The sequence below is a fragment of the Neptuniibacter marinus genome (genome assembly GCF_965223595.1).
GTDB classification, from domain to species: domain Bacteria; phylum Pseudomonadota; class Gammaproteobacteria; order Pseudomonadales; family Balneatricaceae; genus Neptuniibacter; species Neptuniibacter marinus.
Genome location: NZ_OZ245004.1, coordinates 721357 through 736369, shown reverse-complemented (window position 1 = coordinate 736369; position 15013 = coordinate 721357). Strand labels below are relative to the sequence as shown.

The window sequence follows — 15013 nt, the reverse complement described above, 5'->3', positions numbered from 1 at the left end:
TAACAATCTAACATAGGCAAATAAAGCCAAAAATACTAATTTCTCATCTTGATGGTTTCGGCTTTATTCTTGCCTACATAAACACCATATTTCTCAGTATCATCAACAATCAACGAAACAAACAAACCATGTCTTACAAGCGAAACGCATTCTTTCAAAAAAATACGAGTATCATAGCGAGGATGCGCAGAAGTAAGATGGGCCACTTTATATTTAAATGGCATTGCAAACCTCTTTAATAAATTTTTCCTTTTCTATCAGCAGCATTTTTTTGCATTAAAAATCACTATTTAAAATCCTGCACAATCTAAAATAATAAAAAAGTTATAATTAAATATATTATTATAAAACCATTTATTTATTAAAAAACAAAATCAAACATATAGTGTTTTTTTAACCAACCAAACTTTAAATATCGCATTACAACAATAGGCAATACTTGTAGCCCACGCAGCACCAATAATACCATGCTCGGGTATTAACAAAATATTACCTATTATATTAATAGAAACCACTACACACGCAACATACATATTCCATTCGGGTTTTCCAGCTGCAGCAATACAATTTGAATAAATCCGAGCACCCGCACCAGCAATAACACCAGGCAAAAGCCAAATATATACTAACCAAGAATTTACATAAGCATCACCGAAAATAGGTTCAAGTAACCAATATAATCCAATAGTTACCAACCCACTCAAGCCTGCTGTCATCAAAGAAACAACAATAAATGCCTTATTAGTTAAGGCCATGCGCGCTTTCGGGGTAGCCTGCATGGCGGATAACCTGGGTAACAAAACCGTACTAGCCGCTTGAGAAACCATCCAAATTCGTTCAGCTATTTGGACAGCAATTACATATACCCCTGTTGCAGCCGGATTCAAAAAAATATTAACAAAAAAAATATCAGCGCGATAATTAATAAATGCCAAAACATTGGAAAGGTGCATTTTACACCCATAACTTAATGACCCCCTAATATAAAGAGATAAAAGTAATTTGTTTTTTATTATTTTAATTAAAGACCCATCACGACACAAAAAAACAAATACTATAACCAAGCCTGCCAACTGGGATAAAAAGTAGGATAAAATTGCACCAGAAAGACTAAAATCAAATACATATATTGCAAAAGAAATAAAGAACAAATTTAAACAAGGAGGAATTAAAACAACACAATTAAAAACCTTAAAATTTTCCTGACCTTGAAAAACAGCATTTAAATAAGACAGCAATAAAGTAAGAGGAAAGCTAAACAAACCTATATAGAGTAAAGTTATTGGGACACTAGGAAAAACACGCCCCCCCCAAAACCATAAAATAGGTAACATGACAATAATACCTAAAAGCGAAATAACCAGCGCGATCCGTAAATTACCAACCACTACATAAGCCGAATCAAAATCCTTACGACTTACATAAAAAACTGTTGCTGGCGCAACACCTAAATTAAGTAAAGACACCAGCATTGAAGGTAATAAAATTACTAAAGCATAAATACCGTTGCCTACCGGCCCCAGCTCTCTTGCTATTATTATTATTATCAAAAACTGAACCAGTGCCCCTAGCATTTGACGACCAAAAGTCGTGCTGATATTACGCCTTAAACGTGAGCCAGCTGAAAAACGCTCCAATTTTTTAAGCATTTACTGTACTCTGGTTGAATCTAATTATTAATATGATCGCTTAACACCTCCTGATATACCTTAGTTAACTGCTCAGCAACGGCCTTCCCAGAAAACCTCTCTTTAGCAAATTTTGAGATTCTAGCAGAATTATAAGCATTAATATTTTGACTAAGTCGAATCATAGCAAGACTAAGCTCTTGAGGTTTTTTTACAGCAACTAATATCCCATCCTTTTCAGTCACTATACATTCAGGACCACCACACCGCGTTGCAATAACCGGCACTCCAACCATTAACGCTTCGGCCGCAACAACGCCAAAGGTTTCATAATGGCTAGGCACAACCAATACATCAACCTCTTCTAACAATTTAGGAACATTATCCGGCTCAACCATACCAAGAAAACGAACGTGTTTTGAAACCCCTAAATCCAATACACTCTGCTCAAGTGTTGAACGCATCACCCCATCACCTCCAAACCAAAGTTCGGCTTGAAGCCCTTGCTCAACTCCTAGTTTAAATGCTCGCAACAAGTCTAGCTGGCCTTTTTTTTCTGTCATTAGCGCAAGATTTAAAAAACGAACAGGTTTATTTTTTTTATTGTGGACAACAGTAGTTTGAAATCGCTCCGCAACCACATTTGGTACCCATGTCCATTGAACACCAACGCTCGCTATCTGATTATCCAGTAATTTACCCAGCTCCGGACTAACAGCAATACACGTACTTGCTTGAGTAAAAGCTCTTTTAGCTAATTTCATTTGCCAAGGTGCGTACAATTTTCGTGCAAAACCTGTGCTATGCTCTGTAATGACAAAAGGAATTTGTAACTCGTCTGATAATTCAGCAGCAACAGCACCGGCAAAAATAGCTGAATGGGCGTGAATAATCTCCGGACACCCTTGCTCAACGATATATTTGTTAATCAGTTTTTTCGCCAACCGTTTAAATAACCAATAGTTTCCATAAGGCAGCTTTGGAAAATAGGCATAGCTCGACTTGCGATATGTTGGGACGTTTTCATCTAGTTCAAATATTGGTGAAGCGTTACTTTTTAACTTACCGGCTAATGTTCGAAATGATTTCAACTCTGGTGCAACCACACCCACTTTATGACCATAATTAGAAAGGGCTAAAGCCTGATCCCTAAAGAAAACCCCCGATACATCCCTAGAATTTTGGGGGTACCAAGATGGTAAAATGAGAACATGTACCTTATTGCTATCTAGCCTGCGATTCATAATGAAGAGTACCCTCTTTTTTGAGGAAGCTTCCCTAATACCTTGCGGGCACTCTTTAAATCACCCTCTTTAATAGTTACTCTACCTTTGCCTATGGAACCAGTCGACGGTGCATTTTTGACATTACTATGATGAGAACGGGATAACACATCACCAAGACTAGATAGCTCAAAACCTTTCCCTCTATCCCGCTCAGGTAACAAGAACTGCTTCCCTATTTCCTCTAAAACGGAATCATGATTAGTGACAAGCCGTTCATACTGCAGCTCAATTAAATCACTTTTATGTTTTATTTTTTTAAATCTCAACCAAGCCGTTAAAGACCTCTGCCACCTCAACGATGCATCTATTGCATTATCATAAATACCAGATGCAAGATAAGACTGAATTACATCTACAGGATCTCGCTCAAGAAAAATAAATTTTGCATTGGGGAAAGCCTTATTCAATAGTCCTAAATTTAACGTATTTAAGGGGGTTTTATCCCCAACCCACAAAGAATCACAGTTATTATTGATAGCTAACCACTGATATAAACCTACAATAAGATTTAAATAGGTTTGTTCGCTACTCTTCCATTCTTTAGCTTCTTTTTTAAAACCGCGTAATGACTTAACACCAAACGTATTAAATTCAGGATGGTTTTCAATAAAACTCAAAATAACATCAACTTTCTCTACCCATTTAAGGTGACCACTCACTAAATACTGGTTAATCTGCCGAGGAAGAACGTAACTTTCTGGCGGTATGTAAATATCAAACCTTTCCATTAATAAACGTCTAAGTAATGTATTACCTGACCTTCCGCATCCTACAATAAAAAGGAACCTTTTTGATTGCTCGGTATTTTCACAAAAACAATCTTCACTAAAAGCAACCTGAATAAGGTAACGAGTTTTATACAGTAAAGGCTGCAGCCTGGGGTTTAACAACAACCACAATTTAAATTGTTTAAAAATTCCTTTATTAATCAACTTCATTTCTTCTAATTAACCGTGCAGGTACTCCTGCAATAATTGACCGTTCAGGGAAACTTTTTGTCACGACCGCACCTGCCGCTATCACGCTATCACTTCCAATATTGACACCAGGAAGAACAATTACGCCACTGCCTATCCAAACGCGATCACCCACTTTAACCGATTTCTTTTTAACGCCCCATTTTTCTTTTTCTGACCAGCTCAAGTTATGATTTACTGTCTCAATTGAGACTCTGGGACCAATAGCGCAATTTTCACCAATTTCGACTATTACCCCATTAGGAACACCACACCTAAAACCCGTATTAACAAATGTTCCTCTACCAATTTTAATGTTTTTAAGACAACCAAAAGGTCTAATATCAATAGGAGCCCAAATATGAGAATTTTCTATCCCTGCTCCTCCTGCTTTCAATATTTTCCAACGAATACGATTAAAAAATCCAATTCGTGGAAAATAATTACTTAAACATAGTGCTATCGCATTTTGTATCTGCTTAATCAAAACAACAGCTCCTTTTACACAATTTGTACAATTTTTAATGCCACTACAGGCGTTAAATATAACGTCCTATCACTCAGATTTACTACTGTAAAAATTTTGATCGATAAACTATCTAATTATGCATTAACGTTATTATCTAGATTAAAATTATTTAATTCCCACAGGATATTATTATTTTATGAATATCTTAATATTTAAACTAAATATCATTTGTCAACATTGTTTAAAAGGTATTGCGACTACATGGTAATTACACTATGCACGCATCTCTGATTTTTCATGCCTTAGGTAAGGATACATAGGTAAACTAAACACACTCTTTGCTAATTTCTCCGCTATAGAAAAATCACCTGTTTTATAGTTCAAGCCTTTAAAAACCGTTTGCTGATGCATACAAGTCGCATAATAAATCATGGTTGGGACACCTTGCTCTTTATACTTTTTCATTTCAGCATCACGACTATCTGAAACCAATGTATATTGTGCCCAAGAGCTAATATAACCTTCCGGTACTTGAGGTGTTTTATACTGACTTGACAGAGTTTTTTCGTAGTTTGCTGCTACTTTATTACGATTTATTAACTCTTGTGGAAATTCTGCTAGTTTTTCTAATAAAATCGCAGCCTGGATCGTGTCTAGGCGACTATTCATCCCAATACGAACATTGTCATATTTGTCACTGCCTTTACCATGCACCCTTAATGATTTTAATAACTCTGCGTATTCGTCATTGTTAGTAAAAACAGCACCACCGTCGCCATAGCAACCTAATGGCTTAGCAGGAAAGAAACTGGTTGTGGCGATATCACCAAAGCTACCAGCAAACCTTTTAGTACCTTGCTGGTTGGTAATTGAACCACCAAAGCCTTGGGCTGCATCTTCAATCAGCTTTAGGTTATATTTTTCCGCTATCCGCTCTAATTCCGGGTAGTTAGCTGGCAAGCCAAATAGATCTACGGCAACAATCGCTTTTGGATTCAGCTTCCCCTCTGCAATCGTTTGCCTTATGCGTTTTTCTAGGTCAATAGAACAGATATTAAATGTCGCTTCGTCTGAATCTACAAATACTGGCGTTGCTTTTTGAAAGGCTATGGTTTCTGCTGTCGCAAAAAAGGTGAAGGTTGGACAAAAAACAGCGTCGCCTTCTTTAATGTCTAAAACCATCATCGCGAGAGTCAATGCATCTGTGCCATTTGCACAAGTAATTGCATGCTTAACGCCCACGTATTCTGCCAACTTCTCTTCTAGCTCTTGCACTTCCGGCCCCATAATATATTGGCCATGGTCTAAAACAGTTTGAATACGCTTATCAATACGTGTTTTTAAATGCTGATACTGAGTCGCAAGATCAATAAATTGCATTAGTTAACATCTCTCTGAAGGACGGAGCCTTGTAAACGATATTTATCACCCGTTTGAGCACAAACTGCTTCTCCTTGCCCTACCACCGGCAACTCAAGCTGCTCTCCAAATTCACTCATCCAGCCAACCTGCTTCGCTGGTACGCCAACCATGAGCGCATAAGCAGGTACGCTTTTATTCACTACTGCACCGGCACCTATAAACGCAAATTCACCAATCGTTACTCCACAAATAATGGTGCAATTAGCACCTAAGGTTGCCCCTTTTTTAACCAGAGTCTTTCGATATTCATCTTTACGATCAATCAACGAACGTGGGTTGTACACATTAGTAAACACCATGCTTGGTCCACAAAACACCCCTTCTTCAAGGTGTACATTATCGTAGACCGATACGTTATTCTGGATTTTACAGCCATTGCCAATGCTGACTTTATTGCCAATAAAAACATTTTGTCCTAACGAGCAGCCTTGGCCAATTTTTGCGCCGGCGCAAACATGTGTAAAGTGCCATATACGAGATTCATCACCTATTTGAGCACCATCATCGACAATAGCGCTGTCATGCTGATAAAAGCTCATATCACTTAACCTTTGATAATAAAGGGTGCGGTGTTGTAGGGTTTTCGACTATTGGGGATTTACGCATAACATCGACAGTTTGAATAGCTGCGCGGTTGTCTTCAACTCCATAACCTTTGCCCGATAAAATCCGCTCATAGCTTTGTGTATGAAGATCGGTAAAGCCTCCAGAAAACTCTAGCTCTTCACCTTCTATATCTATACTGCGATACGTTAGTTTTTCACCCTGCACAGCATTTTCCGGTAGATGATTGGCATCTATTGATAAAAACCAACGCACATTTGCACGTTCATACTGCAAAAAACCTGATGATGTTTTTTCATCACGGTAATGCACTTCATTATGTTTAATCTCCCCAAAAATAAAGTGCAGCATGTCATAAAAATGCACACCTATATTGGTTGCTACACCGCCTGATTTTTCATTAAAACCTTTCCATGATTTAAGGTACCATTTTCCCCGCGAGGTTAGGTAGGTTAAATCAACGTCAAATACTTTGTCTGCTGGCGCGGATTCCACTTTATGCTTCAACGCGATAATAGAGGGATGTAACCTAAGCTGAAGTATGGAATTTACTTTGGCTCCATATGCCTTTTCATACTTATGAAGTTCATGTAAATCTGAAGTATTGAGCACTAATGGCTTTTCACAAATCACATCTATACCATTTTGTAATGCAAACTTCATATGGGGTAGATGCAGGTAGTTAGGAGAACAAACCGCGATGTAATCTAAACCCTCTCCTTGTAGTTTTAAATCTTCAACAAAACCAGAAAACTGTTCAAACTCAGTAAAAAACTCGGCATTTGGAAAATGGCTATCCATTATGCCAACTGAATCGTTCACATCCATTGCAACAACAAGGTTGTGACCAGTTTCTTTAATCGCCTTAAGGTGGCGGGGGGCGATGTAACCTGCCGCACCAATTAATCCGAATCTTTTCATCTTTACCTCTCAATAGATAACAATTACAGACGTAAATCTGAACAGCCCATTGGTAATACGTATTTCACATCGTACAGTAGATGATTTTTCTTACCCAGTGCACGAATTCTATCTTCACCCCAACGTTTAAACTCTCGATGATCAACGGCAAGTACTATGGCATCATAAGCACCCTGCTCTAACGTTTCAGTTAGCTCTACACCGTATTCATGCTTTACTTCTTCTGCATCGGCCCAATTATCATATACATCAACTTGCATATTAAAACTTTGTAGCTCTTTGATCATGTCGATAATTTTTGTGTTGCGCACATCAGGGCAATCGCCTTTAAATGTAAAGCCAAGTACAAGTACTCTTGCTTCATTAATATGGATTCTTTTTTTACTTACAGCTTTAACCAATTCAGTAGCAACATAAGCCCCCATACCGTCATTAATTCTACGTCCAGCTAGAATCACTTCAGGTTGATAACCCACTTCTTTCGCTTTATAGGTTAAATAATAAGGATCAACACTTATACAGTGGCCTCCCACCAATCCTGGCTTGAAAGGTAAAAAGTTCCATTTAGTGCCAGCAGCGTTTAGCACCTCTTGAGTATCAATATCCAAGCGATTAAATATTTTCGCAAACTCGTTAATAATCGCTATATTTAGATCACGCTGAGTATTTTCGATGACTTTAGCCGCTTCAGCCACTTTAATAGAGCTCGCTTTATGTGTACCCGCGGTAATGATACTGGCATAGAGCTCATCAACCACTTCAGCAATTTCCGGTGTAGAACCGGAGGTGATTTTTAAAATTTTAGTCAGCGTATTAACTTTATCACCAGGATTTATACGCTCTGGGCTATAACCAACAAAAAAACCGTGGTTAAAAACTAATCCTGAGCTTCTCTCAATAATAGGGACGCAAATTTCCTCTGTTGCACCGGGGTAAACCGTAGATTCAAAGATCACGAGATCACCTTGCTTGATCACAGCGCCTAACATTTCTGAGGCTTTTTCTAGAGGAGACAAATCAGGTGCGTTAGCATCATCGATTGGCGTTGGAACAGTAACTATATAGGTATTACACTCTTTAAGCGCGGGCACATCCGATGAATAAGAAAGACGACTTGCTAACCTAAGCATTTCATCCTCTACTTCTAATGTAGAATCATGTCCATTTTCTAACTCTGTAACTCTTGCTTTATTAATATCAAAACCAACAACATCTAGATATTTACCGAACTCTACAGCTAAAGGCAATCCGACATAGCCCAGCCCAATAACCGCCAATTTGATATCTTTAAGCTCTTTCATTATCGACCTACAGTAAGAAGAATTATTTTTGAATTTTGCAATTCGATCTTAAAACGGAAAGAATTCAATCGCAGTCTATTTGGTAAGTAACGAGATAATTAACCAATAAAATAAATTATCTCAATCCCATAAAACACACTGTAACTATCCGGGAGCAAATTGTAGCTTATAACCCTACTAACCTCTAGACTTACAGTATAAATACGGCATATTCAGCCACCCAAACCTAATAACTACCTATAGCCTAAACTTACGATTGTGATTACTTGCGCTGACATCTTTTGGAAAAACGACACCCCTTATTCAACAGGTTTTGATGATTTCTACTTCAATTCAGAACAAAGTTTTGAAGATAGCTTGTATGTTTATATAAAAGCTAACAACCTACCTTCACGACTCAACGCTGTACCAAAACGATTGACCATCGCTGAAACAGGGTTTGGAACGGGGTTAAACTTTCTACTTACTGCGCAGCAATGGTTGAATAGAAGCTCTAATAGACAACAACTCCATTTTATCTCCGTGGAAAAGCAACCACTAAGCCATAAGGATTTAAAACGCGCCCTTCATCAATGGAAAGACTTTGAACCTTTATCATCAAAGCTATTAAACCAATACCCCTTAGCATGCCAAGGCTTCCATCGACTTTCCTTTCCTGATGAACGAATCACATTAACTCTGATTTTTGGAGATGCTTTAGATAGCTATAAACAACTCGAAGCCTCTATTGATGCCTGGTATTTAGATGGGTTTTCACCATCAAAAAACCCTGATATGTGGAGCCCCGAACTTTTTCGAGAAATTGCACGTTTAAGCAAACCCGGCACAACCTTCTCAACCTTCACCTCCGCCGGCATTGTCAGAAGAGGATTAAAAGCGGTAGGTTTTGAGGTTAGAAAGCAGCCAGGGTTTGGTAAAAAGCGTGAGATGTGTTTAGGCACTTTTATCAAAAATAACGTTCCTCAAGTCGATACAAAACCTTGGTTTTCAATCCCAAAATCGGAACAGCCTACTGAAGTTACTATTATTGGCGGGGGGCTTTCTGGCTGCTCCACGGCCTACTCTCTTGCACAGAGAGGGATTAAGGTAAGACTCATTGAGAAAGAGCAGCATTTAGCAACAGCAGGATCGGGTAATCGGCAAGGGGCGCTTTATGCCAAGCTACCTGTCAGCCCTACGAAACAAGGCGAACTGCATCTAACCGGTTTTTTACATACGGTTAATCTACTTAAACGGAAAGACCCCGAGCAATCCTTTTGGTCTCAGTGTGGCGTAGCGCAACTAGCGACTAAAGAAAACGAAAATAAACGACAACAGGAATTAATTGATAACGGCCATTATCCTGATTCCCTAGTACAACATAAATCAGACATCGAATTATCGGAGATTAGTGGTTCTGTTGTATCCAGTAGCGGTTTATTTTTTCCTACAGCAGGCTGGGTGTCACCTGTAGACTTCTGTCATCTATTAGCCGCCCACCCTAATATCTCTATTGAGCAACACGATATAACAAATATCGAACAGGTCGATCACTTATGGAATCTAACCACCAACAATAGTAAGCACTTACATTGCTCTCACTTAATTATCTGCAATGCGGAATTAGCTAATCAATTTAAACAAACTGAACATCTGCCGTTAAAAGCTATTCGCGGACAAGTATCAATTACTGAAGATAGTGCAGATTTACCGCAACTAAGGACGGTTGTTTGTGGCGAAGGCTATATCTCTCCAGCACAGGGAGGAAAATATTGCTTTGGCGCTACATTCGATCTGAAGGGCAAACAACGTGACGTTACTCAATACGACCATAATAGGAATCTAGAAAAACTGAAGGATGCTCTACCAGAATTTCATAACGCGCTTATCGGTAAAAATGAGCTGCTCACAGGAAGAACAGCCTTTCGCTGTAGCACACCAGACTACATGCCCGTTGTTGGTCCAGCGCCAATCTATAGCGATTTTGTTGAAACCTTCGGTCGTCTGAGAAAAGATAAAAATTGGCGTTTTGACGGCTGCACTGCTAACCATCACCCTAATCTATACTTAAATACCGGCCATGGCTCAAAAGGGCTAATTACTTGTCCGATCTCAGCTGAACTATTAGCGTCTATGATCTGTAATGAACCTTTACCTCTCCCCAAGACTCTAATAGATGCAGTGAACCCAGCGCGGTTTATTATCAAGAACTTGATAAGACGGGCGATATAAGTAAAGAGCATGTATGTTAAGCTAAAAAGCACAGATCGGTTAGTATTTGAACAAACACAGATGTGGAGCGGTTATGACACTTTATGTATACGACCACGGCTATCGCATACAAACACCAAAGGAAGCCCTCTTTCCTAAACAAGGTGTCGACTCTCTATCGAAAAGCCGCCATATACATCGAACTGCAGACAAGGAAGATCGGCTACACTCCGATGGTGAAAAGTTTATTATCCCCGGCCCCGGAAAACCCAATCAAAACAAAGATCCAGCCACCCTTGCATATACAGCTAATGCTGAAGAAGCTGAACCCCAGAACGAAAGTGCTCAGCTTACCGTATCAACAATTATGGTATCCCCAGTACATACAATATCTCCCAATGTAACCGTCAGTACCGCATGGAAAAGGATGATCAGCTTAGAGATTAGCCACTTAGTCGTTGCCGAAGAGGATAAACGGCCATTAGGCTTAATATCGAAGACAGATTTAATCGAGGCGGGAACCGATTCGCTCACTCTTATTAGTGACATTTATTCTAAACAACTGATCGCTGCAACACCTGAAACCTTAGTTCAAAGTGTTGCCATTAACTTTATCGACAACGAAATAAACTCTATTCCTGTTGTAAATAATAACGATGAGATAGTGGGCATTGTTTGCCGCACAGATTTATTAAGGCTCCTGGTCAGCGGAGCTCATTTGGAGCGCTGGGTTTAGTCGGAAAGGACGTTAAAGGCGGTTGCTCCTTATCTTTACCACCGCCAAACAACCCTGCTATAAAGCGGAATACTTTTTTGATACCTCGCCAAAGTTTTGGCAACAACCAAATCAATAAGATGACAAATACGACCAACCCTAACAAGAACAAAATAGGATGATTAAGTGCTGCCCATAAACCACCCAGCACTAATAAATCTTCACTTATAGACGCAGTCCAATTAGTTACAGGTTCGGGAGAGGTATTTATCAAAACACGACTTCCCGCCTTAGCGGCATGGCTTCCCGCCGCTAACGTCCCACCGACAAGGGCTGCTGCTAATTCGACAGGTACAGACATATCACCTACAGCACCCGCTGCTAGTACAGCCCCCGCAGGTATTCGGATAAAGGTATGTAGCCCATCCCAACCCGTATCAACGCCAGGAATCTTATCGGCAAAAAACTCGACAAAATACATAAAACCCGCAGCCATTAAAACTAACGGATCAGAAACAACTTGTAGCTCTTCAGGCAATGCGATATGCCCCATATTATTGAGCATGCCCAACATAAATATGGTTGCATAAAGATTAATACCACTTGCCCAGCCAACCCCCATTGTCAGTGCAATAAGGCTAATAGTTTGCTCAAGCTGATCCATTTGACGACCTCTTTTTGATTAGGCTCAGCAGAAAAAACTATTACAGGCCGGCCCAGTTCATAACATATCTTTATGAACTATATTACAAAGGCCTTTACTCTCGCTGAACAAAATCACGGCATCACCTGAACGCAACTTACCTCTAACTTGCTCCACTTTAGCTGACAGGGATATCTCATTATCACCATAATCAGTGCCATCACGGCTAACAAACTCTTCAATTAAAGCATTGAGCGTATCGGGTTCAAGCTGCTCATAAGGAATGATCATTAAGGACTTATCCACAGTTACCAAAGTTTTAACTTGTTAAACCAGCTTTCACCTTGCCACTGCCCTTTACATGCTTGTAACTCATTTGACCAACGTTGCGCCCTTAGCTGAATACCTATAGCTTGCTGTGCGAGCTCTGGATATTTATCGGCTTCAAAACGATGATAACCACCATGCCCTAACCTTAATGCAAGATAATGCTCACCAGCATCTTGCCAGCCAATATGGTTTCGTTTGACACTTTGCTGAGTGAACCAACCGATAAAATCAACTGCATCATCAGGGATCTGTGGCGAAGCATCCCAGTGCTCACTCCGTATACGATACTCTTCCCAATCAGCACTGCGTGGCCTTACATGTTTTTTATCCAGATCAGACAAAGGCAATTCGAGCAGCGCCAAGGAGAGAGAAATAGGCGTGCCATATTTCTGCTCAGCCAGTACAGCAGGCTCGACCCACTCATCATTATCATCCAGCTCATCACAAATCATTAGTACAGGTTGAGTCGAAGCACCAAAGCAACCACTCAATAGAAACACTAAAATAGGCAGAGTCAATAATGCCTTCTTAGAGATCATCATACTTCAACCACTCCATGTTGCTTGAGAAAGGCGACAAACTGCTCTTCATCCATTGTTTCAATACCCAATTCAGATGCTTTCTTTAATTTAGAACCAGCCCCAGGACCCGCAACAACACAATCCGTTTTAGCAGAAACACTGCCCGCCACTTTTGCGCCTAATGCCAGTAGATATTTTTTAGCATCACTGCGTCCCATCTGTTCAAGCTTACCAGTTAATACCCATGTTTTACCCGCTAAAGGTAGCGCTTCCAGTTCCATCGGCTCAATAGGATCCCAATGAACCCCCGCTTTTTCTTTATCCAGTAGATCTGCGATCACCTCTCGATTATGAGGTTCAGCAAAAAAGCCGATAATATGTTTCGCAACAATAGGGCCTACATCAGACACTTCCAATAGCGCCTCTTCAGTTGCAGCCATCAAAGGATCTAAATCACCAAAATGCATTGCTAATGCTCTAGCGGTAGCCTCGCCAACTTCACGAATACCTAGCGAATAAAGAAAACGGGAAAACTCTGTATCTTTACTCGCACTTATGGCTTTTACTAAATTCTCAGCTGACTTTGGTCCCATCCGCTCAAGTGTTGATAACTGCTCCACCTTCAGTTGATATAGCCCTGCGGGATTATGGAGCAGATCTAAATCGACTAACATCTCAATCAATTTATCACCTAAGCCATCTATATCCATCGCTTTACGGGAGGCAAAATGCTTCAACGCTTCCTTCCGCTGAGCAGCGCAATACAGCCCACCGGTACAGCGTGCTACTGCTTCACCTTCGAGACGTTCAACATCAGAGCCACAAACAGGGCAAGCCTCTGGAGCAGCAACAGGCACTGTGTCATCAGGCCGTCTTTCCTCGATCACACGAACCACCTGAGGAATCACATCACCGGCACGACGAATAATAACACTATCGCCTACACGCACATCTAAGCGCTCAACTTCATCCATATTGTGCAAGGTAGCATTAGAAACTGTAACACCACCCACAAAAACGGGCTGAAGGCGAGCAACAGGTGTCACAGCACCTGTACGACCGACCTGAAACTCAATTGCTCGAACAACCGTCAACTCTTCTTGGGCAGGAAACTTATGCGCGATCGCCCAACGAGGCGCGCGAGAAACAAAACCTAAGGTTTTCTGTAATGCCAAATCATTGACTTTAAAAACAACGCCATCGATCTCATAAGGAAGCGAGTCTCGCAACGCCGCTACTCGAGTGTAGTAATCTAGACATCCCTGAACGCCTTTAACTTCTTCAAGCAGCGGATTTAACTTAAACCCCCAAGTTTTTAGCTGACGTAGGATAGCTGCATGGCCATCTGCAAGCTCACCCCCTTCAACAACCCCTACGCTATAACTGCACATCTCTAAAGGGCGTGATGCGGTTATTCTCGGATTTAACTGACGTAAACTGCCAGCGGCTGCATTACGGGGGTTAACAAAAGGCTTCTCCCCTCGCTGCTCTGCACGGGTATTTAAAGCGTTAAAACCCGCCTTTGGCATGTAGATTTCTCCACGTACTTCTAGTCGCTGAGGATAATCAGATCCTGAGAGTTTAAGAGGAATTGTAGGTATAGTCCGCACATTGAGAGTGATATCTTCTCCCGTTGAGCCGTCTCCACGCGTCAAACCTCTAATAAGCAAACCGTTTTCATAGAGCAAACTAATGGCGATTCCATCTAACTTAGGCTCACAGGCATAGCCAATCTCTGTATCAGCGGGGTAATTTAATCGCTCAACAATTCGACGGTTAAATTCCTCCATATCTTCAGCATTAAACGCATTATCTAAAGACAGCATAGGTAACTCATGCTTAACTTGATTAAATGCAGCCAAAGGCGCACCCCCTACTCTTTGAGTAGGGGATTCAGGAGTAATTAAATTAGGATTTTCAGCTTCTAATGATTTGAGCTGTTGAAACAAGCGATCATATTCCGCATCAGGAACTTCTGGATCATCTAGCACATAATAGCGATAGTTATGATTATTTAGCTGCTCTCGCAACTGCTTTATCTGCTGCTCAATAGACACGATGAAAACT

15 protein-coding genes are annotated in these 15013 nt (G+C 40.4%); 2 read left to right on the top strand and 13 right to left on the bottom strand.

What is annotated here, in order from left to right:
• Positions 1-35 precede the first annotated feature (35 nt).
• The 9 genes from ACOQOE_RS03450 to tviB form a co-directional block, all read right to left on the bottom strand.
• Positions 36-224 carry a hypothetical protein gene (locus tag ACOQOE_RS03450; RefSeq protein WP_420554891.1) on the bottom strand — a complete coding sequence of 63 codons (189 nt, stop codon included), beginning with the start codon at positions 222-224 and terminating at the stop codon, positions 36-38.
• 150 nt (positions 225-374) lie between these two features.
• Positions 375-1649, bottom strand: a complete 1275-nt coding sequence (locus ACOQOE_RS03445; protein WP_420554890.1) for a polysaccharide biosynthesis C-terminal domain-containing protein — start codon at positions 1647-1649, stop codon at positions 375-377.
• A gap of 20 nt (positions 1650-1669) precedes the next feature.
• Positions 1670-2872, bottom strand: a complete 1203-nt coding sequence (locus tag ACOQOE_RS03440; protein ID WP_420554889.1) for a glycosyltransferase — start codon at positions 2870-2872, stop codon at positions 1670-1672.
• Positions 2869-3852, bottom strand: coding sequence for a sulfotransferase family protein (locus ACOQOE_RS03435; RefSeq protein WP_420554888.1), 984 nt, complete (start codon positions 3850-3852; stop codon positions 2869-2871). The genes ACOQOE_RS03440 and ACOQOE_RS03435 overlap by 4 nt, the downstream gene beginning before the upstream one ends.
• Entirely contained in the window at positions 3839-4357 is a 519-nt protein-coding gene (locus ACOQOE_RS03430) for a DapH/DapD/GlmU-related protein (protein ID WP_420554887.1), read from the bottom strand. Before ACOQOE_RS03430 ends, ACOQOE_RS03435 begins: the two co-directional genes overlap by 14 nt.
• A gap of 255 nt (positions 4358-4612) precedes the next feature.
• A complete protein-coding gene (locus tag ACOQOE_RS03425; protein WP_420554886.1) occupies positions 4613-5719 on the bottom strand; it encodes a DegT/DnrJ/EryC1/StrS family aminotransferase in 1107 nt (368 codons plus the stop codon).
• Positions 5719-6300 (bottom strand): acyltransferase, encoded by a 582-nt coding sequence (locus ACOQOE_RS03420; RefSeq protein ID WP_420554885.1) that lies wholly within the window; start codon positions 6298-6300, stop codon positions 5719-5721. The genes ACOQOE_RS03425 and ACOQOE_RS03420 overlap by 1 nt, the downstream gene beginning before the upstream one ends.
• A gap of 1 nt (position 6301) precedes the next feature.
• Entirely contained in the window at positions 6302-7246 is a 945-nt protein-coding gene (locus ACOQOE_RS03415) for a Gfo/Idh/MocA family protein (RefSeq protein WP_420554884.1), read from the bottom strand.
• 23 nt (positions 7247-7269) lie between these two features.
• Positions 7270-8547: a Vi polysaccharide biosynthesis UDP-N-acetylglucosamine C-6 dehydrogenase TviB gene (gene tviB, locus ACOQOE_RS03410; protein ID WP_420554883.1), complete on the bottom strand. Its 1278-nt coding sequence runs from the start codon at positions 8545-8547 to the stop codon at positions 7270-7272.
• A 258-nt stretch (positions 8548-8805) separates the two neighbouring features.
• Here tviB and mnmC point away from each other — a divergent pair, with 258 nt between their 5' ends.
• A complete protein-coding gene (gene mnmC / locus ACOQOE_RS03405) occupies positions 8806-10758 on the top strand; it encodes a bifunctional tRNA (5-methylaminomethyl-2-thiouridine)(34)-methyltransferase MnmD/FAD-dependent 5-carboxymethylaminomethyl-2-thiouridine(34) oxidoreductase MnmC (RefSeq protein ID WP_420554882.1) in 1953 nt (650 codons plus the stop codon).
• A 73-nt stretch (positions 10759-10831) separates the two neighbouring features.
• Positions 10832-11473: an HPP family protein gene (locus ACOQOE_RS03400; RefSeq protein WP_067865071.1), complete on the top strand. Its 642-nt coding sequence runs from the start codon at positions 10832-10834 to the stop codon at positions 11471-11473.
• On the opposite strand, the gene ACOQOE_RS03395 is transcribed toward ACOQOE_RS03400, so the two are convergent.
• Genes ACOQOE_RS03395 through ligA form a run of 4 tightly spaced genes read right to left on the bottom strand, consistent with a single transcriptional unit; the run spans position 11442 to position 15003 of the window.
• Complete coding sequence (locus ACOQOE_RS03395; RefSeq protein WP_067865069.1) at positions 11442-12116, bottom strand: DUF4126 domain-containing protein; 675 nt, start codon at positions 12114-12116, stop codon at positions 11442-11444. The genes ACOQOE_RS03400 and ACOQOE_RS03395 overlap by 32 nt on opposite strands.
• A 57-nt stretch (positions 12117-12173) precedes the next feature.
• A complete protein-coding gene (locus tag ACOQOE_RS03390) occupies positions 12174-12386 on the bottom strand; it encodes a YheU family protein (protein WP_067865067.1) in 213 nt (70 codons plus the stop codon).
• A gap of 17 nt (positions 12387-12403) precedes the next feature.
• The gene (locus ACOQOE_RS03385) at positions 12404-12967 is read right to left on the bottom strand and encodes a hypothetical protein (protein WP_067865053.1); all 564 of its coding nucleotides are present in this window, start codon (positions 12965-12967) and stop codon (positions 12404-12406) included.
• Positions 12964-15003, bottom strand: a complete 2040-nt coding sequence (ligA, locus tag ACOQOE_RS03380; protein WP_082792377.1) for an NAD-dependent DNA ligase LigA — start codon at positions 15001-15003, stop codon at positions 12964-12966. Before ligA ends, ACOQOE_RS03385 begins: the two co-directional genes overlap by 4 nt.
• Between the last annotated feature and the right edge of the window lie 10 nt (positions 15004-15013).

Coding starts and splice junctions, on each gene's coding strand:
- ACOQOE_RS03450 (WP_420554891.1), bottom strand. CDS start 224: ATGCCATTTAAATATAAAGTGGCCCATCTTACTTCTGCGCATCCTCGC.
- ACOQOE_RS03445 (WP_420554890.1), bottom strand. CDS start 1,649: ATGCTTAAAAAATTGGAGCGTTTTTCAGCTGGCTCACGTTTAAGGCGT.
- ACOQOE_RS03440 (WP_420554889.1), bottom strand. CDS start 2,872: ATGAATCGCAGGCTAGATAGCAATAAGGTACATGTTCTCATTTTACCA.
- ACOQOE_RS03435 (WP_420554888.1), bottom strand. CDS start 3,852: ATGAAGTTGATTAATAAAGGAATTTTTAAACAATTTAAATTGTGGTTG.
- ACOQOE_RS03425 (WP_420554886.1), bottom strand. CDS start 5,719: ATGCAATTTATTGATCTTGCGACTCAGTATCAGCATTTAAAAACACGT.
- ACOQOE_RS03420 (WP_420554885.1), bottom strand. CDS start 6,300: ATGAGCTTTTATCAGCATGACAGCGCTATTGTCGATGATGGTGCTCAA.
- ACOQOE_RS03415 (WP_420554884.1), bottom strand. CDS start 7,246: ATGAAAAGATTCGGATTAATTGGTGCGGCAGGTTACATCGCCCCCCGC.
- tviB (WP_420554883.1), bottom strand. CDS start 8,547: ATGAAAGAGCTTAAAGATATCAAATTGGCGGTTATTGGGCTGGGCTAT.
- ACOQOE_RS03400 (WP_067865071.1), top strand. CDS start 10,832: ATGACACTTTATGTATACGACCACGGCTATCGCATACAAACACCAAAG.
- ACOQOE_RS03395 (WP_067865069.1), bottom strand. CDS start 12,116: ATGGATCAGCTTGAGCAAACTATTAGCCTTATTGCACTGACAATGGGG.
- ACOQOE_RS03390 (WP_067865067.1), bottom strand. CDS start 12,386: ATGATCATTCCTTATGAGCAGCTTGAACCCGATACGCTCAATGCTTTA.
- ACOQOE_RS03385 (WP_067865053.1), bottom strand. CDS start 12,967: ATGATGATCTCTAAGAAGGCATTATTGACTCTGCCTATTTTAGTGTTT.